The organism is Arthrobacter sp. TMS2-4 (assembly GCF_054511075.1).
Genome location: NZ_JBTNDI010000010.1, coordinates 54,382 through 73,740, shown reverse-complemented (window position 1 = coordinate 73,740; position 19,359 = coordinate 54,382). Strand labels below are relative to the sequence as shown.

The window sequence follows — 19,359 nt, the reverse complement described above, 5'->3', positions numbered from 1 at the left end:
GAACGGGACCTAGCTGCGGGGCCCCGTGACGTCGGCCTCGTCGGCTGCCTGGGCGAGATCGCCGTCGACCACGGTATCGTCCGTGGACCCGGTGGTGGCGTCATCCGTGGTGCCGCCGGTCCCCGTGACCCTGGATCGGATGAGGCTGGCAACCACTGCGACTACGATGGTGGCAACGATGACGGCCAGCGACACGAAGGTCGGGATCTCGGGTGCCCACTCGATGTGCTCGCCGCCGTTGATGAAGGGCAGTTCGTTGACGTGCATCGCGTGCAGGACGAGCTTGACCCCGATGAAGGCGAGGATCACGGACAGCGCGTGCTTGAGGTAGATGAGGCGCGTCATCAGGCCGCCGAGCAGGAAGTAGAGCTGGCGGAGACCCATGAGCGCGAAGATGTTCGCCGTGAACACGATGAAGGCGCTCTCGGTCAGGCCGAAGATAGCGGGGATGGAATCGACGGCGAACAGGAGGTCGGTCAGCCCGATCGTCACGAAGACGATCAGCATCGGCGTGAAGACCTTCTTGCCGTCGACCACGGTGCGGATCTTGTTGCCGTCGTAGGACTCCGACATCGGCAGGACCGACCGGAGCTTCGCGATGAGCTTGTTGTCGCCGGCCTCCGCCTCGTCCTCACCCGCGTCGGTTGCCTGCTTGTAGGCGGTGTAGAGGAGGAAGGCGCCGAAGATGTAGAAGATCCAGCTGAAGTTCTCGATCACCGCAGCACCGAGGGCGATGAAGATCCCGCGCAGCACCAGGGCGATGATGATGCCCACCATGAGCACCTCCTGCTGGTACTTCCGGGGAACCGAGAAGCGCGCCATGATGATGATGAAGACGAAGAGGTTGTCGATGCTGAGGCTGTATTCGGTGATCCAGCCGGCGACGAACTGGCCGCCGTACTCCGGCCCCGTGAAGTAGAACATCAGGGCCGCGAACACCAGCGCGAGGCCGACATAGAACGCGACCCAGAGTCCCGCTTCCTTCATCGATGGTTCGTGCGGCCGCTTGACCACGAGCAGCAGATCGAACAGCAGGACCAGGCCGAGCACGACGAACGTGCCGACCTCGAACGCTACGGGTAATGCGGGCATGGAGTACCTTCCGGGGGTGCTGTGGATCGCCGTGAGTCTCTCCGCCGCGGCGAAGAGCCGACCCGGCCGCTACGCCCGGCGGGACAACTGTGCCCCGCGTGCTGACGTTCGTAGCGCTTAGGGATACTCCCTCACGTCGGGACCATGCTACCGGCAGGAAAGAAAGGCGACGAACCATCCCGCGGGGTGGTCTTCCCCCGCCTTCCTTGGTACGGTGCCGACCCGCTGCGAGCCCGCGCTCAGGCGTGCCCGGCGGATTGCATCTGCCGCAGTTCCTTCTTCAGGTCGCCGACCTCGTCGCGCAGCCGTCCGGCCAGCTCGAACTGCAGCTCGGCGGCGGCCGCGTGCATCTGGTCCGTCAGCTGCTGGATCAGGTCCGCGAGGTCCTCGGCGGGTACCGAGGCCAGACCCTCGTGCCGTCCAGCGCCCTTCTTCGGCCTGCGGGACTTGCCGGCCTCCTCCAGCAGGGCACGGGTGTCGGCGTCCTCGCGGTTGATGGTGTCCGTGATGTCCGCGATGCGCTTCCGAAGCGGCGTGGGGTCGATTCCGTGCTCGAGGTTGTGGGCAACCTGGATCTCACGGCGCCGGTTGGTCTCGTCGATCGCACGTTCCATCGAGTCCGTGATGCGGTCGGCGTACATGTGCACCTCACCGGACACGTTGCGTGCTGCGCGTCCGATCGTCTGGATGAGCGACGTCGCGCTCCGGAGGAAGCCCTCCTTGTCGGCGTCGAGGATGCTGACGAGCGACACCTCGGGGAGGTCGAGACCCTCGCGCAGCAGGTTGATGCCGACCAGGACGTCGAAGGTGCCCATCCGCAGCTCACGCAGCAGCTCCACCCGCCGCAGGGTGTCGACGTCGGAGTGCAGGTACTCGACCTTCACCCCGTGCTCGAGGAGGTAGCCGGTGAGGTCCTCGGCCATGCGCTTGGTGAGGGTGGTGACCAGGACACGCTCGTTGATCGCCACACGCTTGCGGATCTCGTCCAGCAGGTCGTCGATCTGGCCCTTGGTCGGTTTGACGACCACTTCGGGGTCGACGAGGCCGGTCGGGCGAATGATCTGCTGGACGAAGCCGTCCGCCTTGCCCAGCTCGTACTTGCCAGGGGTGGCGGACAGGTAGACCGTCTGCCCGATGCGGTCCTGGAACTCGTCCCACTTCAGCGGGCGGTTGTCCATGGCCGACGGCAGACGGAACCCGTGATCCACGAGAGTGCGTTTCCGTGACGAGTCGCCCTCGTACATGGCGCCGATCTGCGGGATGGTCACGTGCGACTCGTCGACGACCAGCAGGAAGTCGTCGGGGAAGTAGTCGAGCAGGCAGTGAGGCGCCGACGCGGGGTCGCGGCCGTCGATGTGCCGGGAGTAGTTCTCGATGCCGTTGCAGAACCCCATCTGCTGCATCATCTCGAGGTCGTAGGTCACGCGCATGCGGAGACGCTGCGCCTCCACGAGCTTGTTCTGCGACTCGAGTTCGGCGAGCCTCTGCTGCAGTTCGTCCTCGATGTCCTTGATCGCGCGGGTCATCCGATCCTCACCGGCGACGTAGTGCGAGGCGGGGAAGACATACATCTCCTCCTCCTCGCGGATCACGTTCCCGGTGAGCGGGTCGAGTGTATAGATGTTCTCGACCTCGTCCCCGAAGAACTCGATCCGCAGGGCGTGCTCCTCGTACATGGGGATGATCTCGACGGTGTCGCCGCGCACCCGGAACGTGCCGCGGTGGAAGTCCATGTCGTTCCGCGTGTACTGCATGCCCACGAACTGCCGCAGCAGGGCGTCGCGGTTCATCTGGTCGCCGCGCCGCAGCGTGACCATCTTGTTGATGTACTCCTCGGGCGTGCCGAGGCCGTAGATGCAGGAGACGGTCGCGACGACGATGACGTCGCGGCGCGTCAGCAGCGCGTTGGTCGCGGAGTGCCGGAGCCGTTCGACCTCCTCGTTGATGGAGGAGTCCTTCTCGATGAAGGTGTCCGTCTGAGGGACGTACGCCTCGGGCTGGTAGTAGTCGTAGTAGGAGACGAAGTACTCGACGGCGTTGTTGGGCAGCAGCTCCCGGAACTCGTTGGCGAGCTGCGCCGCGAGGGTCTTGTTCTGCACCATGACCAGGGTGGGCCGCTGCACCTGTTCGATCAGCCAGGCGGTCGTCGCGCTCTTGCCCGTACCGGTGGCGCCGAGCAGGACGACGTCCTTCTCCCCCGCGTTGATTCGCTCCGCGAGTTCCTTGATGGCCGTGGGCTGGTCGCCGGCCGGCGTGTACTCGCTGATGACCTCGAACGGGGCGACCACACGCTTGATTTCCTGAGCAAGACTCATGGGTCAACGGTAATCCCTGCCGCCGACACTTCCCCGTCGGTTTGCTGGCGGCTGAAACCCTTCCCCGGAATGGGCGGCCTCAGGCGGAGGCTGGCGCCGCCCCGACCGACACGGCGACGTCGATCGCCGGGTCCGCGGCCCGGTGGAGCGCGGCCGCCGTCGCCCGCCCGCCCGCTGTGGCAGGCTCCGCCCTCGGGAAGCCCGCCCGGGCGACGGCGTCCGAGGCCGCCGCGAGGTCCCCGGCGGCCGGGACGGTCACCCGCAGGGCCGCGTGCACGACGTCGTCGCGGGTGTCGTCACGCGTCGCGTCCGCCGGGTCCACGGAGCACCCTGGGGCGAGGGCGGCTTCAAGCTTCGCCCGGACGCGGTCGTGGAGCCCTCTCGTCCCTGCGAGCCCCGCGGTCGGACGCCGGGCGTCTGCGTCTGCGGCCCGTCGTCCCGCCAGGTTGTCGCGGAACGGCATGATGCGCGTCCGCCAGAGGTGGTCCGTCGCCGCGAGGAGCTCGTCGACCCCGCGGTCGTTGACGAGCACGGCGTCCGCGGCGCGCAGTCGGTCCTCCCGGGACGCCTGCGCCGCGATCCGGCGCTCGGCATCACTGCGCTCCATGCCGCGCCGGTCCACCATCCGTTCGATCCTGACGGCGTCCCGGGCGTCGACGACGACGACGAGGTGGAAGCGGGCGGCCTGTCCGGTCTCGACCAGGAGCGGGATGTCCTCGACGACGACGGCTCCCTCGGGTGCCCCGTCGATGAGGGTCGCCGCGGCCGCCCTGACGCGGGGGTGGATGATCGTGTTGAGGCGCTCGCGGGCGGTCGCGTCCGCGAAGACGAGGCGTCCCAGCGCGGGCCGGTCGAGCGCGCCGTCGGTACCGAGGATCTCCGGCCCGAACGCGGTCACGACGGCGTCGAGCCCCTCGGACCCGGGCTCGACCACGGCACGCGCAAGGACGTCCGCGTCGACCAGCACGGCTCCCAGCTCGACGAAGCGGCGGGCCACCACCGACTTCCCGGCAGCGATGCCCCCTGTGAGTCCGATACGCAGCATGAGCCAACCCTAGTCCGCGCCGCGGCGCGCGCTGTCAAGAGGGCCTCCCTTCCGGCCGCCGCCGGCGGAAAATGTCGGAGCGCCCTCATACGCTAAGCCCACTTACTTCATTCGAGGAGCATCGTGACCATCACCGCGCAGGATCTTCAGGAGACCGCCGCGTCAGCGTTCGGCTGGGACGATCTGCGCCCGGGCCAGGAACAGGCCATGGGCGCGATCCTCGCAGGCCACAGCGTCCTCTGCGTCATGCCGACCGGCTCCGGCAAATCGGCCATCTACCAAGTGCCCGCCATGGCGCTGCCCGGTGTCGCCCTCGTCATCTCGCCGCTGATCGCCCTGCAGCACGACCAGGCGGCATCGATCAACGAGCACACCGGCGCCACCCGCGCCCGTGTCGTCAACTCCAGCCTCAGGAAGAGCGAGGTGGAGGACGCCTGGTCGGCGGCGGCGGACGGCGAGGCGAAGTTCCTGTTCCTCGCCCCGGAGCAGATCGCGCGCGACGACGTCGCCGCACGGCTCCGTTCACTCGACATCTCCCTCGTGGTGGTCGACGAAGCGCATTGCGTGTCCTCGTGGGGGCACGATTTCCGGCCCGACTACCTGCAGCTCGGGCACCTCCTCCGGGACCTCGGCGCCCCGGTCGTCGCCCTGACCGCCACGGCGTCGCACCCCGTGCAGAACGAGATCATCGAGCGGCTGCATCTGGTGGACCCGGTGGTCCTCGTGGAGGGCTTCGACCGCCCGAACCTCTTCCTCGACGCGGTCCACCACGTGGAGGAGGAGGACAAGCATCGCGCCGTACGGGACCAGGTCCTCGGGCTCACGGGGCCGGGGCTCGTGTACGTCGCGACGAAGAAGGCCGCCGACCGGCTCTCCTCCGAGCTGCAGGAGGAGGGGCGGCGCGCGGATTCCTACCATGCCGGAAAAGTGAGGAAGGAGCGCGAGGCCGTCCACGAGGGCTTCCTCGACGGCACGATCGACGTGGTGGTGGCCACCACGGCGTTCGGCATGGGCATCGACAAACCGGATGTGCGCTTCGTCGTGCACGCGGACATCTCCGATTCGCTGGACAGCTATTACCAGGAGATCGGCCGTGGCGGGCGTGACGGGCTCGAGGCGCGGGCGGTCCTGCACTACCGCCCGGAGGACCTCTCCCTGCGACGGTTCTTCGCGGCGAGGTCCGTCAACCGCACCCAGCTGCGCGAGCTGTTCATGCTCATCGCTGCCCAGTCCAGGCCGGTGAAGGTCAAGAAGCTGAAGGAACTGTCCGGCCTGTCTCCGCGGAAGCTGACCGGGCTCCTCAATCTGCTCGAGGCGTCGGAATGCATCACGGAAGGGGCCAAGGGCTACCGCGCGAGGAAGATGACTGCGGCGGACGCGGTAGGGCGCGGGGTCGAACAGGCGGAGATCCGGGAGCGGATCGACCAGTCCCGCGTCGAGATGGCCCGGCGCTACGCCGAGACGAGAGGCTGCCGGCGGCAGTTCCTGCTCGGCTACTTCGGGGAGGAACTCGCCGAGCCCTGCGGCACCTGCGGGAACTGCGCCCGGCAGGAGGCGGCGGGCGGCCCGTCAGAGCTGGACGCCGTACCGGCTCCGGGTGCCGAGGTCGTCCCGTACGACGTCGACAGTCGCGTCGACCATCCCGAGTGGGGCACCGGCACGGTCATGGGCTACGAGGACGGCGTCATCACCGTCCTGTTCGATTCGGAGGGGTACAAGACCCTGTCGGTCGAGCTGGTCCTGGACAAGGAGCTGCTCACCGCAGTGGCGCGCACGCCGTAGGCCGGACGATGTGCGGATTTTCCCGGGCCCGCGCGCGGGGCACCTAGGATTGATCCGGTGACCCCGTTCAGCCTCGACCACCTGCGCCGCCGCCCCGACCTGGAGGCACCCGAACTGGTCGCCGTCGACGCGGCGGACCGTCTGCTCCTCGACAGCTCCACGGACCGGCTCCGCCTCCCCGGCGACATCGCGACCATCAACGACGCCTACGGCGCCCTCACCCTCGGCGCCACCCACCTCTCCGGCCGGGCCGGTATCCGGTCCTTCCAGGACGGCGTGGTCCACGAGCGGGCACTCGCGCTGAACGCGTCCGAGCAGGGGCTCGAGGACACGTTCCGGTCCTGCCCACTCGGCGCGGAACTGCTCGACGACGTCTCGACCGTCCTCCTCCGCCTGCCGCGCTCGCTCGACGAACTCGACGAAATCGCCTGGACCGTCGCCACCCATGCCCGACCGGACGTCGTGCTCCTGGCGGCAGGACGGGTCAAGCACATGTCCGTCTCCATGAACGCGGTCCTCGGCCGGTACTTCGGTGACGTCACGGCAGGTCTGGCCCGGCAGAAGGCGCGGGTGCTCACGGCGTCGCTTCCCCTGCCCGCCGGCGCGTCCTCCTTCCCCCGCCGCGCCCGGCACGACGTCGGCCTGGCCCGTCCGCTCGAACTCCTCGCCTACGGGGCCACCTTCGGCGGGCCGGCGCTGGATCCCGGCACCCGGCTGCTGCTCCCCCACCTGCGCCGACGACCGGAGCTCTCCGCGGACGCGGCGGGCGACGTCGTCGACCTGGGCTCCGGAAACGGGGCCATCGCCGCCTTCGTGGCGCTCACCCATCCGGGCGTCCGGGTCCTCGCCTCGGACCAGTCCGCCTCGGCGGTGGCATCGACGGCGGCGACGGCCGCAGCGAACGGTGTGGCCGACCGCATCACCGTGAGCAGGGACGACGCGCTCTCCGGACTGCCGGACGCCTCGGTGCGACTGATCATCCTCAACCCGCCCTTCCACCTCGGCAGCACGGTGCACGCCGGCGTCGCGCACCGGCTCTTCGACGCGTGTGCGCGCGTCCTGGCGCCCGACGGGGAACTCATCACGGTCTGGAACAGCCACCTCCGCTACCGGCCCGTTCTCGAGCGGACCATCGGCAGCACACGGCAGCTCGACCGTTCCCCGCGCTTCACCGTCACGGCGTCGACGCGCCGATAGGGCAGGGCTCGACGCGGCCCGGAACGGAGAAGGCCCCCGTCCAGAGGACGGGGGCCTTCGACCGTACTGCGTCGACGCGGGAGCTTACGCCCCGGTCAGCTTCTCGCGGAGAGCGGCAAGCGCCTCGTCGGAAGCAAGCGTTCCCGAACCGGACCCGGCATCGGCGACGACGGGCTCGGACGAGTAGCTCGTCGAGTTCGACTCGACGGGCTCGTTCGCCGCAGCGGCGTCGTCGGACGCGTGCTGGACGACCTGCTTCTTGTGCGACTCCCAGCGGGACTGCGCCTCGGCGTACTGGGCCTCCCAGGCAGCGCGCTGGTTCTCGTAGCCCTCGAGCCATTCGTTCGACTCGGGGTCGAAGCCCTCGGGGTACTTGTAGTTGCCCTCGTCGTCGTACTCGGCGGCCATGCCGTAGAGCGCGGGATCGAACTCGGTGCTGTCGGCGTCGACACCCTCGTTGGCCTGCTTGAGGCTGAGCGAGATGCGGCGGCGTTCCAGATCGATGTCGATGACCTTGACGAAGAGCTCGTCGCCCACGGAGACGACCTGCTCGGCCAGCTCCACGTGGCGGACAGCGAGCTCCGAGATGTGCACGAGGCCCTCGATGCCGTCCTCGACGCGGACGAACGCGCCGAAGGGAACGAGCTTCGTGACCTTGCCGGGAACAACCTGGCCCAGGGCGTGCGTGCGGGCGAAGGTCTGCCAGGGATCTTCCTGCGTCGCCTTCAGCGACAGGGAGACGCGCTCGCGATCGAGATCGACCTCGAGGACCTCCACGGTGACTTCCTGTCCGACCTCGACGACCTCGGAGGGGTGGTCGATGTGCTTCCAGGACAGCTCGGAGACGTGCACGAGACCGTCGACGCCGCCGAGGTCCACGAACGCACCGAAGTTGACGATCGAGGAGACGACGCCCGGGCGGACCTGGCCCTTCTCGAGCTTGTTGAGGAACGTGGAACGCACCTCGGACTGGGTCTGCTCGAGCCACGCACGACGCGACAGCACGACGTTGTTGCGGTTCTTGTCGAGCTCGATGATCTTCGCTTCGATCTGCTGGCCGATGTACGGAGCCAGGTCACGGACGCGACGCATCTCGACGAGGGACGCGGGCAGGAAGCCGCGCAGGCCGATGTCCAGGATGAGGCCACCCTTGACGACCTCGATGACGGTGCCGGTGACGACGCCGTCCTCTTCCTTGACCTTCTCGATGTCGCCCCAGGCACGCTCGTACTGAGCGCGCTTCTTGGAGAGAATCAGGCGGCCTTCCTTGTCCTCCTTGGTGAGAACCAGAGCCTCGACCTGATCGCCCACGGAGACGACGTCCCCGGGATCGACGTCGTGCTTGATGGAAAGCTCGCGGGAAGGAATGACACCCTCGGTCTTGTAACCGATGTCGAGCAGGACCTCGTCGCGGTCGACCTTGACGACCGTACCCTCGACGAGATCTCCGTCGTTGAAGTACTTGATGGTGGCGTCGATCGCTGCGAGGAAGTCCTCAGCGGTGCCGATGTCGTTGATGGCGACGACGGGGGCACCTTGCTTCTCGGTGGTGGTGATGGTCATGTAGTTGGGACTCCGTTGTGGAAGATTAATTGCTCCGGTCACGCTGGACCCCGCGGTTCCGGTGGTGCCGGATGCGGATTCCGATGTCCGGATGTGGACGAATTGGAAAGAACCTCGGTGAGATTCACGAGTGGCAGCACACTCTCGTGAGCCCGCGGCTGAAGACCGGGGAACGCCAGAGCGCACTACGCGCCTGTCCAGTCTAGCCCCGGGCTACAACACCGTCAAAGCAGCGCGGGCGCGCCGGAGGCCCTAGAAGAAGGTGATGCAGTAGGGCTCCTGCGTGCGCCCGAACAGGCTGTCGAGGACGTCGACGGCGTCGTCGGCGTGCGCGGCCAGTCCCCCGGCCGCAGCCAGGGTGGAGGCCTGGACCCCGCCGAGGTACAGGGATCCGAGCGCGTTGACGGTCACGGTGACGTCCGGGGTGGCGGATCCGACGGGCTCCACCGTCCCGACGCCGTCGACGACGGTCAGCCGGAAGGTGCCGTCGGCGATGCCGTGGTCGTCCAGCACCTCCAGCACGATCCCCCCGCTGCCCCGGTAGGACCGCTTCCCGAGCGCCTCCGGCACATCGAGCAGCCGCACCCACAGCACGTCGTCGGTGCCCTTGACCTGGTAGCAGCGCCGGTCCCGCAGCGCCCAGGGCAGGGCGTCGTCGCGTCGCGCGGCGTCCCAGGTGATGCGCTCCACGAGGTCGAGCGATCCGAGGTACCGCCAGAGCTCCAGGTACGCCGACGGGGTGGAGGCCACGAGGTCCACGACCTTCATGGTGTAGGGCGTGGTCTCCCAGCCCGCGAACCGGTAGCTCACGAAACCCACGGGCTCGCCGGCGTCGTCGTAGTGCACCGCGAGTCGCACCGCGCGGTCCTCGACGGGGCGCTCGCGCCCCCAGACGCCCGAGACGCGCCGGGCCACCGCGTACTGCCGGCCGACGGAACCGAAGGTCACGGCCTGGAACCGCTCGAAGATCCTCTCGACGAGGGCCACGGCGTGCTCCCGGGCGACGAGCGCCGTCGTGCCGGTCCGCGGTGCCGTCACCTCGAAACGCTCGCGGACGTCGACCTCGATGCTCTGCGTGAACGTGGCGCAGCCGAAGCCGAAGCGCCCGTAGATCGTGGCCTCGGAGGCCGTCAGGATCGCCAGCGGGAGCCCGCGCTCCTTCGCCTCGCGGAGGTCGCGCGTCATCATGGATCGCAGGATCCCGTTGCGCCGGTGGCTGGGGCGGACCGTGACGGCGGTGACCTGGTGCACATCGAGCTGCGCGGCGCCGACGTTCAGCGCGTGCACCATGGTGCCGTAGGTTGCTACCGGATAGCCGGCGCCCAGGGCCTCCGCGGGCTGCGCCCCGTCATGGACTCCCCACAGGACGCGCTGGTCCGCCTGGTACGCCGCGAGGTAGTGCGAGAAGTCCTCGGGGTCGAGCGTCCCCTCGTGGAAGCCGATGCTCTCGCCGTCGAGCCACTTCGCGAAGCGGCCGTCCGCGGAGGCGTCCTCGTCCGGACCGGGCGTGAAGATCTCGGTTCTGAGGTCCGGCGTATGGGCGGTTCGGGCAGTCTGGGCGGGGGCTGTGTACTGGCTCACAATCCACCAGCCTAGACGGCTACTTCGGGCTCGCACCAGCACGACGCCGGGCCGGCCCAACGGACAACGGTCCGGCGCGCGATCAGTGGGCGGCGTCGTGCCAGCTCGCCCCGGTCCCCACGGAGACGTCGAGCGGAACGGAGAGGTCGGCCGCGCTTCCCATCTCCTGGCGGACGAGCGCCTCGACCTCCTCGCGTTCCCCCTCGGCGATCTCCAGCACGAGCTCGTCGTGCACCTGCAGCAGCATGCGGGACGCCAGTCCGCGCTTCGTCAGGGCGTCGTCCACGCCGAGCATGGCCTTCTTGATGATGTCCGCGGCGGACCCCTGGATCGGAGCGTTGAGCGCCGCGCGTTCGGCCATTTCCCGCAGCTGCCGGTTGTCGCTCGAGAGGTCCGGCAGGTAGCGGCGCCGCCCTTCGATGGTGGAGGTGAAGCCGTCCTTGCGGGCCTGCTCCACGATCCCCCGCAGATAGTCGCGCACCGCGCCGAAACGCTCGAAATAGTCGCGCATCAGGGTGCGTGCCTCGTCCACGGAGATGTTGAGCTGCTTCGAGAGCCCAAAGGAGCTCAGCCCGTACACCAGCCCGTAGGACATGGCCTTGACCTTCGAGCGCATGGCACTGGTGACCTCCTCGGGGGCGACGCCGAAGATGTGCGAGCCGACGAACCGGTGCAGGTCCTCACCCTCCTGGAAGGCGGAGATGAGCCCTTCGTCGCCGGAGAGGTGCGCCATGATCCGCATCTCGATCTGCGAGTAGTCGGCGGTCATCAGGCTCTCGTACTTCTCGCCGTTCCGGCCGTGGCCGACGACGAACACCTCCCGGATGCGACGTCCCTCGTCCGAGCGCACCGGGATGTTCTGCAGGTTCGGGTTCGTCGAGGACAGCCGGCCGGTCGCCGCGATGGTCTGAAGGTAGGTGGTGTGGATGCGGCCGTCGTCGCCCACCGCCTTCCGCAGGCCCTCGACGGTCTGGCGCAGCTTCATCGCGTCGCGGTAGGCGAGGAGCTGCTCGAGGAACGGGTGACCCGTCTTGGTGATGAGATCGGTCAGGGCGTCGGCGTCCGTGGAGAACCCGGTCTTGATCTTCTTGGTCTTCGGCAACCCGAGCTCGTCGAACAGGACGGCCTGCAGCTGCTTGGGCGAGCCGAGGTTGATCTCCTTGCCGATGATCCGGTAGGCCTCGGCTCCCGCGGCGCTGATGGTCTTCGAGAAGTCGTCGTACAGCCGGTCCAGGCCCTCGACGGAGACGGCGACGCCCGTGAGTTCCATGCGGGCCAGCACTTCGGCGAGGGGCAGTTCCAGCCCGCCGAGGAGCTGGTTCGCCCCGCGTTCGACGAGCTGCCCGGCGAAGTGCTCGCTCAGCTGCAGGGCGGCGTAGGCGGCCACCACGGCCGGCGACGCGACGTCGTCGGCCCCGAGGTCGAGGGCCTGCTGTCCCGAGGAGTCGGCGGCGGACGCCGTGATGGACAGGCGCAGGTGGTACTGGGCGAGGTCCGCGAGGTCGTAGCTGCGGCGGTCCGGCTGGATCAGGTACCCGGAGATCGCGGTGTCGTCGACCTCCCCGGCGAGCTCGAAGCCGCGGGCGGAGAGCAGCTTGAGGACGGTCTTGAAGTCGTGGACGATCTTCGGCGCGTCCCGGTCCGCCAGCCAGGCTCCGAGGACCCTCTCGGCGTCGGCGTCGAGCGGCTCGAGCGGGATGAAGGCGGCGGAGAGGCTCGTGACGACGGCGATGCCGACGACGTCGGTGGCGCCCGCCGTCGTCTGCGTCGCCAGTGCGACCGATGCCTGCGCCTGGTTCGTGGCGTTGAACCAGTGCGTCAGGCCCTCGGCGTTTTGGAGTACTTCGTGGGCGGGAGCGTTCTGCTCGTCCGCCTCGTCCTGGCTCTCCTCCTCGCCGAAGAGGTCGAAGAGGCGTTTGCGCAGCGTGTTGAACTGCAGCGAGTCGAAGAGGTCCTCGACGGCGGAGCGGTCCGGGTGCTGTGACACCATGGCCGTGAGGTCCACGGGCAGGTCGAGGTCGGTGAGGAGGCGGTTCAGGCGCCGGTTCCGCTTCACGTCCTCGATGTTGGCCCGCAGGGAGTCCCCGACCTTGCCGCCGATCTTGTCCAGGTTCTCGAGGATGCCCTCGAGCCCGCCGTAGAGCTTGATCCACTTGGCCGCCGTCTTCGGGCCGACGCCCGGCACGCCGGGCAGGTTGTCGGCGCTCTCCCCCACCAGCGCGGCGAGATCCGAGTACTGGTGCGGCGGGACGAAGTACTTCTCCTCGATCGCCTGGGCGTCCATCTGCGGGATGTTGGTGACGCCCTGCTTCGGGTACAGCACCGTGACGCGGTCGTTGACGAGCTGGAAGGCGTCGCGGTCACCACTGACCACCTGCACGTCCCAGTCGGCGGCCGCGGCCTGGCTCGCCAGTGTCGCGAGGATGTCGTCGGCCTCGTAGCCGTCCATGGAGATGGTGGGAATGCGCATGGCCTCCATGACCTTGATGATCAGGTCCACCTGTCCGTGGAACTCCTCGGGCGTCTTGGACCGGCCGCCCTTGTACTCCGTGTACTCCTCCGAACGGAAGGTGGGGGTGTCGAGGTCGAACGCCACGGCGACGTGGCTGGGCTGCTGGTCCTTGATGAGATTGATGAGCATCGCGGTGAAGCCGTACACCGCGTTGGTGTGCTGGCCGGTGTCGGTCGAGAAGTTCTCCGGCGGCAGCGCGTAGAAGGCGCGGAACGCCATGGAGTGGCCGTCGATGACGAGGAGCCTGTTGCGTGAGCCGTCGCTGCGGCGCCCTGTGTCCTGGGCGCCGGCCTCCGCGGGTGCCTCCCCGGCGTCGTCGGCGGGAGGGGCGATGGTCAGGGTGGCAGCAGGTTTGGTTGTTTCACTCACAGGTGCCAGCCTAGTTCCCATGACAGACAACCGCACCCGGCCCGACGCCGTCCAGCACCCGTCCGAGGAGCGTCTGGCCGAGCTGGTCGCCGCCGGGGTCCCCGCCGGGATGCACGGCTGGCTGGCGCGTCACGGGGTGGGTGCCCTGACCGTGAAGATGGGCATCGTCTTCTCCGAGATGAGCGCAGAGCGCATGGTCGCGACCATGCCGGTGGAGGGCAACCAGCAGGTGGCCGGGATCCTGCACGGAGGCGCCCATGTGGTGCTCGCGGAGACCCTCGGTTCGTTCGCGGCCGGTCTCCACGCCGGGCCGGGGCGCCACGCCGTCGGCATCGAGGTCGGCGCGACCCACCATCGCAGCACGGCCGCCGGACTGGTCACGGGCACCGCCACGGCCATCCATCTCGGGAGGACCCTGACGACGCACGAGGTCGTGATGACGGACGAGCAGGGCCGGAGGCTCTCCACGGCCCGCATCACGAACATGATCCGGGACGACCGCGACTGAGGGGAGCGCCCGTCCCGTCCGGCACATCCGGGAGGAGCCACCGGCGCCCTGACGAGCGCTCAGGCGTTCTGCGCCGCGAGCCCTTCCTGGATGTGCCGGCGCAGCTCCGCGGGACGGAAGGGCTTGCGCAGGTAGCGGTCGGCGCCGGCGTCGTAACCGCGCTTCTCGTCGGACGGATCGGCGCGCGCAGTCAGCATGACGATGAACGTCGTGGAGAAGCGCCGGATCCGGGCGGCCACCTCGAACCCGTCGATATCGGGCAGTCCGACGTCGAGGGTGACGACGTCGGGCCGGAGCCGGCGGACCATCTCGACGCCGGCCAGTCCGGCGGGCGCGGTGTGCACGCGGAAGCCCGATCCTGTCAGGACGGTGTGCAGCAGATCACGGACGTCGTCGTCGTCCTCGATGACCACGGCGGTGCGGGGCGTATCTGTGGTGGTCATGCCCCGAGTTTACTCTGCAGGTGCCCGGCGCCCGACCCCGCAGGGCCGTCGGTGGACGCGTGGTGACCGGCGGCGCGCGGGTCAGTCCCGGGTGCGCGCGCGGCTCGGCTGGACCCGCAGGGGCTCGCCGGGCATCTTCGGGAAGTCGGGCGGGAACGGGAGCTCGCCGAGGCCGTTCTCGACGTCGCGGTCCCACCAGCCGCGGAGGGCATCGATGCTGCCCGGCTCGGAATGCAGTCCCTCCCAGGGGTCGCCGACGGTCTGCAGGCGGTTCGGCACCGTCGCGATCGTGAAGGAGGCGGGGTCGACGCCGTCGAGTTCCTCCCAGCTCACCGGGCAGGACACGGGGGCGTGCGGCAGGGCCCGCGGGCTGTAGGCGCCGGCCATCGTGCGGTCGCGGTTCGCCTGGTTGTAGTCCACGAAGATGCGCGCCCCGCGCTCCTCCTTCCACCAGGCCGTGGTCACCTGCTCCGGCATGCGGCGTTCGAGCTCGCGTCCGGCGGCGATGACGGCGTGGCGGACCTCGAGGAACTCGTGCACCGGCCGGATCGGCGCGAAGACGTGCAGGCCGCGGTTGCCCGAGGTCTTCACGAAGCAGTCCAGGCCCGCCTCGCCCAGGACGGCACGCAGGGCATGGGCCGCGACGACGACGTCGGCGAACGTGGTGCCGGGCTGCGGGTCGAGGTCGATACGCAGTTCGTCGGGCAGGTCCGGTGCCTCGGCCCGCGAGGCCCACGGGTGGAAGACGACGGTGTTCATCTGCGCCGCCCAGACGGCGGACGCGGGTTCGTCGAGGACGAGCTGCGGGTGCGAGCGTCCGCTGGGATAGGTGACGACGACGCTGCGCACGTAGTCGGGAGCGCCCTTGGGCGGGTTCTTGCTGAAGAAGAAGTCGCCGTCCACGTCGCCGCCGAAGCGCTGCAGCGACACGGGGCGGTCGCCGTTGGCACGAAGGAACGCCGGCGCGACCTCCACGAGGTACCGGGCGAGGTCGAGTTTGGTGAGCCCGGCCCGGGGCCAGAGGAGACGGGAAGGGCTCGACACCCGGACGGGCCGTACGCCGTCCGGTCCGTCGACGTCGAGGATCATCGCTTCGCTGGCCATGGCCTCAATGTACCCCGGCCGCCCTCGGCCGCAACGGTGGCCGGGATTCGCAATTCGGCCGCTGAACGAGGTGACCCGGGAGGGAACGGCCTGCACTGTGTACGGCCGGTTCCCTGCCGGGTCGAGTATGCCCATCAGGGCAGGTGGGCACCTCCTCCCGGGCCCGTGTTGACGGGTCCGTCAAGTGGAGCACGCGTTAGCCGTGGTAATGGCCCTTCCTGTCGCACTTGATATGGACCGGGTTGCTCCAATCCCGGCCTTCTCTTTTCTTGTCGCTGTCGCTGCGAGCCACGTAGGTCTCGCCGCACTTGACGTGGTTGACCTTGTACTCGAAGTAGCCGCCCTTCGCCCGTACATCGCGGTCGTCAATCGTCCGAAGGTTGTGGTGGCGCTTGACTTGGTAGACTTCCACGTCGATCCACTTGCCATCGTAATTCTTGCCGACAACCTTCAAAGTGACATATTTGCCCTCGCCTTTCGCCTTGAGGATCAGTTTCTCGTCATTGTCGTGGTAATTCCCGGAGGCTGCGACCTGAACCGGTGACGCAACGGCCGGCGCGGCCAGGCCCATACCGGCCAAGAGGCCGAGCAGGGCTCCTGCCACGAGAACGAACAGACGCCAACTAAAGGACTTCTTCATGATGGGTTTCCTTCACACATGCCGGGCCCGGTTGTGGGAATGGGTGGGTGGCGAGTTCGGCACGCCTCGGACGGCCGTCCGGCGAGGCCGCCCGTTTGTACCCCAGCAGATGCGCGAGAACCAGAACCCGTTCGGGCGTCCTCACTCGAACAGTTTCGTCCCCGCTACATCCGGGTGCGATTTCACTTTCGGACTGAGCTTCTCCAGCAGGGCCACCCCAACACCGACTCGCGGTGCGCGACCATACTAGACGACCGTCGGCAGGGAGAGAAGGGCCGGCCAGCAGGGAAATGGTCGGCATCCGCACGCGTGGGATTGCGCTCGTATGCTGCCTCTCCCCACAGGAGCAGGGCTGGCTGCTGCCGCGGAATGTAACGCTATGAGCGGGGCACCGTAGACCGTAGCGTGATGCGGTGGATCGCCGGGACGATGAGGGTCATGCCGATGAGCTCACCTGCTGTCGTGGTCAGCGTGAGGGCCAACGAAGGTGCCGTCCCACTGCACGGCACTGAAGGGCGTGGATGGTTCGTCGGCTTCATTGCTTGTCAGGTGGGCGAGCGCTTCCAGCGACCGCCTGGCCGACCGGGCTGTCCGTTTGGGCCTCCCCCAACATTGCCGGCTCCTAGGTCCACTGCGGACCCTGAACGACCCGGAAGCTGTCGAGTTCGGAGGTGCGCAAGAAGGCGATACTCCCGCGCAACCGTGCCGAGTGCACTCGTCAGCGAACCACACGAAGGTACCCGGACGAATCGCTCGCGGGCGGCCGGTCCCACCGATCATTCAGGTGCCCGAAGTGGGACTCGAACCCACACACCTCTCGATACTGCATTTTGAGTGCAGCGCGTCTGCCAATTCCGCCATTCGGGCCGTCCCTGCCACGGCCGCCGGAAGGGATGACTTCCTGCAGGGCCGGTGCGCGAATCCACTCTACATGCCGATAGGCTGGTTCCGGGACCGGAAGCAAGCCCTCACCGGGCCCCCCGCACCCCGTCATCACCAAGGAGCAACAGTGTCTGAACCCACCGAATCCACGCCCGCCGGGCCCGCACGCCGGGTCATCGTGGCCGAGGACGAGACGCTCATCCGACTCGACATCATCGAGATCCTGCGCGGGGAGGGCTACGAGGTCGTGGCCGAGGCCGACAACGGCGAGAAGGCCGTCCAGCTCGCCCAGGAGCACAAGCCGGACCTGGTACTCATGGACGTGAAGATGCCCGTCATGGACGGCATCACCGCCGCGGAGCAGATCGTCAAGGCGCGCATTGCGCCCGTGGTCCTGCTCACCGCGTTCAGCCAGAAGGAGCTCATCGAGCGGGCCCGCGACGCCGGTGCCATGGCCTACGTGGTCAAGCCGTTCACCCCGGCCGACCTGATCCCGGCCATCGAGATCGCCATGTCACGCCACGAGGAGATCAAGGCGCTCGAGGCGGAGGTGACCGATCTGCAGGAGCAGTTCGCCACCCGCAAGCTCGTCGAGCGTGCCAAGAGCCTCCTGACGACGAAGATGGGCCTCACCGAGCCCGAGGCCTTCCGGTGGATCCAGAAGACGTCAATGGACCGCCGTCTGAGCATGCGCGAGGTCGCGGAGACCATCATCAACCAGGTCAACTGACCGCACGCGAGTCCCTAAACGACAGGACCCCCTCCCGATCCGGGAGGGGGTCCTGTCATCTGTGCTGCGGGCAGGGCTACTTCTTCTTGAGGGGCCAGGGGCCCACGCCCTCCTTGATGTAGGACGTGTGGTCGCCGGGCAGCTGACCGGCGTCGGTGATGTCACCGACGCGGTGCACCTTGAGGGAGTTGGTCGAGCCGGCCTGTCCGGGAGGGGACCCGGCCGCGATGACCACGAGGTCGTCCACTTCGACGAGGCCCTGCTCGAAGAGGACGCGGTCCACTTGGGCCGTCATCTGGTCCGTGTGCTCCACGAACTCGACGAGGCGGGGCTGGACGCCCCAGATGAGCGACATGGCGTTCAGCGTCGACTGCACCGGGGTGAAGGCGAAGACCGGCTTCTTGGGGCGCAGGCGGGAGAGGCGGCGTGCCGAGTCCCCGGACTGGGTGAACGTGCAGATGTACTTGGCGTCGAGCTGGTCGGAGATCTCGACGGCGGCGCGCGTGATGGCACCGCCCCGGGTCTTCGGCTTGCTGCCGAGCGGCGGGACCCGCTCGAGGCCGTGGCGCTCCGTGGACTCGATGATGTCGGCCATGATGGTGACCGTCTCGATCGGGTACTTGCCCACGCTCGTCTCGCCGGAGAGCATGACGGCGTCGGCGCCGTCGAGCACGGCGTTGGCGCAGTCGGAGGCCTCGGCCCGCGTGGGGCGCGGGTTGTCGATCATGGATTCGAGGACCTGCGTGGCGACGATGACGGGCTTGGCCCAGCGGCGGGCGAGCTCGACGGCGCGCTTCTGCACGATCGGGACGTCCTGCAGGGGCAGCTCGACGCCGAGGTCTCCGCGGGCCACCATGATGGCGTCGAAGGCGTCGATGATCTCCTCGAGGGCGTCCACGGCCTGGGGCTTCTCGATCTTCGCGATGACGGGAACGCGGCGGCCCTCCTCGTCCATGATCTCGTGGACGCGCTTGACGTCGCCGGCATCACGGACGAAGGACAGGGCGACCATGTCGACGCCGGTCTGGATGGCCCAGCGGAGGTCGTCCTCGTCCTTCTCGCTGAGGGCGGGCACGTTGACGGCCACGCCGGGCAGGTTGATGCCCTTGTTGTTGGACACCATGCCGCCGACGACGACCTCCGTGGTGACCTTCACGTCGTCGACCGCGGTGGCGCGGAGGGTGACCTTGCCGTCGTCGATGAGCAGCAGGTCGCCGACGTTGACGTCGTGCGGCAGGCCCTTGAACGTGGTGGAGCAGATCTCCTGAGTGCCCTCGATATCCTCGACGGTGATGGTGAAGACGTCGCCGGGGGCCAGGGCGTGCGGGCCGTCGACGAACCGGCCGAGGCGGATCTTCGGGCCCTGCAGGTCGGCGAAGATGCCGACGGGCTTGCCGAGCTCCGCGGAGGCCCGGCGGACGTTCTCGTAGGTGCTGAGGTGCACGGCGTAGTCGCCGTGGCTCATGTTCATCCGGGCGACGTCGACGCCCGCCTCGAGCACGGCGAGCGTGTTCTCATAGCTGCCGATTGCGGGGCCGAATGTTGCAACGATCTTTGCGCGTCTCATGAAACCTAGCCTAGTCGTGTTGGTCGGAG

14 protein-coding genes and 1 tRNA gene are annotated in these 19,359 nt (G+C 68.4%); 4 read left to right on the top strand and 11 right to left on the bottom strand.

Annotated elements, in window-relative coordinates; translation table 11 throughout:
* Window positions 1–9 precede the first annotated feature (9 nt).
* The 3 genes from ACX80F_RS12975 to coaE form a co-directional block, all read right to left on the bottom strand.
* A complete protein-coding gene (locus tag ACX80F_RS12975) occupies window positions 10–1,092 on the bottom strand; it encodes a TerC family protein (protein WP_459336816.1) in 1,083 nt (360 codons plus the stop codon).
* A 239-nt stretch (window positions 1,093–1,331) separates the two neighbouring features.
* Window positions 1,332–3,407, bottom strand: coding sequence for an excinuclease ABC subunit UvrB (uvrB, locus tag ACX80F_RS12970; protein WP_459336815.1), 2,076 nt, complete (start codon window positions 3,405–3,407; stop codon window positions 1,332–1,334).
* A gap of 79 nt (window positions 3,408–3,486) precedes the next feature.
* On the bottom strand, window positions 3,487–4,452 hold the full coding sequence (gene coaE / locus ACX80F_RS12965) for a dephospho-CoA kinase (RefSeq protein WP_459336814.1): 966 nt from the start codon (window positions 4,450–4,452) through the stop codon (window positions 3,487–3,489).
* Between the two features lie 123 nt (window positions 4,453–4,575).
* On the opposite strand from coaE, the gene ACX80F_RS12960 reads away from it, so the two are divergent.
* Window positions 4,576–6,234 carry a RecQ family ATP-dependent DNA helicase gene (locus tag ACX80F_RS12960; RefSeq protein WP_459336813.1) on the top strand — a complete coding sequence of 553 codons (1,659 nt, stop codon included), beginning with the start codon at window positions 4,576–4,578 and terminating at the stop codon, window positions 6,232–6,234.
* Between the two features lie 57 nt (window positions 6,235–6,291).
* The gene (locus ACX80F_RS12955) at window positions 6,292–7,431 is read left to right on the top strand and encodes a class I SAM-dependent methyltransferase (protein WP_459336812.1); all 1,140 of its coding nucleotides are present in this window, start codon (window positions 6,292–6,294) and stop codon (window positions 7,429–7,431) included.
* 84 nt (window positions 7,432–7,515) lie between these two features.
* On the opposite strand, the gene rpsA is transcribed toward ACX80F_RS12955, so the two are convergent.
* From rpsA to polA, 3 genes are all read right to left on the bottom strand, one after another.
* A complete protein-coding gene (gene rpsA / locus ACX80F_RS12950; RefSeq protein WP_459336811.1) occupies window positions 7,516–8,994 on the bottom strand; it encodes a 30S ribosomal protein S1 in 1,479 nt (492 codons plus the stop codon).
* A 252-nt stretch (window positions 8,995–9,246) separates the two neighbouring features.
* Entirely contained in the window at window positions 9,247–10,575 is a 1,329-nt protein-coding gene (locus tag ACX80F_RS12945; RefSeq protein ID WP_459336810.1) for a GNAT family N-acetyltransferase, read from the bottom strand.
* Between the two features lie 82 nt (window positions 10,576–10,657).
* Complete coding sequence (polA, locus tag ACX80F_RS12940) at window positions 10,658–13,306, bottom strand: DNA polymerase I (protein ID WP_459336867.1); 2,649 nt, start codon at window positions 13,304–13,306, stop codon at window positions 10,658–10,660.
* Between the two features lie 169 nt (window positions 13,307–13,475).
* On the opposite strand from polA, the gene ACX80F_RS12935 reads away from it, so the two are divergent.
* On the top strand, window positions 13,476–13,964 hold the full coding sequence (locus ACX80F_RS12935) for a hotdog fold thioesterase (RefSeq protein ID WP_459336809.1): 489 nt from the start codon (window positions 13,476–13,478) through the stop codon (window positions 13,962–13,964).
* 59 nt (window positions 13,965–14,023) lie between these two features.
* Here ACX80F_RS12935 and ACX80F_RS12930 read toward each other — a convergent pair whose 3' ends face one another.
* From ACX80F_RS12930 to ACX80F_RS12915, 4 genes are all read right to left on the bottom strand, one after another.
* Window positions 14,024–14,407 carry a response regulator transcription factor gene (locus ACX80F_RS12930; RefSeq protein ID WP_459336808.1) on the bottom strand — a complete coding sequence of 128 codons (384 nt, stop codon included), beginning with the start codon at window positions 14,405–14,407 and terminating at the stop codon, window positions 14,024–14,026.
* Between the two features lie 81 nt (window positions 14,408–14,488).
* Entirely contained in the window at window positions 14,489–15,511 is a 1,023-nt protein-coding gene (ligD, locus tag ACX80F_RS12925; RefSeq protein ID WP_459336807.1) for a non-homologous end-joining DNA ligase, read from the bottom strand.
* A gap of 196 nt (window positions 15,512–15,707) precedes the next feature.
* Window positions 15,708–16,151, bottom strand: a complete 444-nt coding sequence (locus tag ACX80F_RS12920) for a hypothetical protein (protein WP_459336806.1) — start codon at window positions 16,149–16,151, stop codon at window positions 15,708–15,710.
* 785 nt (window positions 16,152–16,936) lie between these two features.
* Window positions 16,937–17,018: transfer RNA gene (locus ACX80F_RS12915), tRNA-Leu, on the bottom strand.
* A gap of 142 nt (window positions 17,019–17,160) precedes the next feature.
* Between ACX80F_RS12915 and ACX80F_RS12910 the strand changes: the two genes are divergently transcribed.
* Window positions 17,161–17,763 carry an ANTAR domain-containing response regulator gene (locus ACX80F_RS12910; RefSeq protein WP_459336805.1) on the top strand — a complete coding sequence of 201 codons (603 nt, stop codon included), beginning with the start codon at window positions 17,161–17,163 and terminating at the stop codon, window positions 17,761–17,763.
* Window positions 17,764–17,839: 76 nt separating this feature from the next.
* Here the strand turns inward: ACX80F_RS12910 and pyk are convergent, their stop codons facing one another.
* Window positions 17,840–19,330 carry a pyruvate kinase gene (pyk, locus tag ACX80F_RS12905; RefSeq protein WP_459336804.1) on the bottom strand — a complete coding sequence of 497 codons (1,491 nt, stop codon included), beginning with the start codon at window positions 19,328–19,330 and terminating at the stop codon, window positions 17,840–17,842.
* Window positions 19,331–19,359 lie beyond the last annotated feature (29 nt).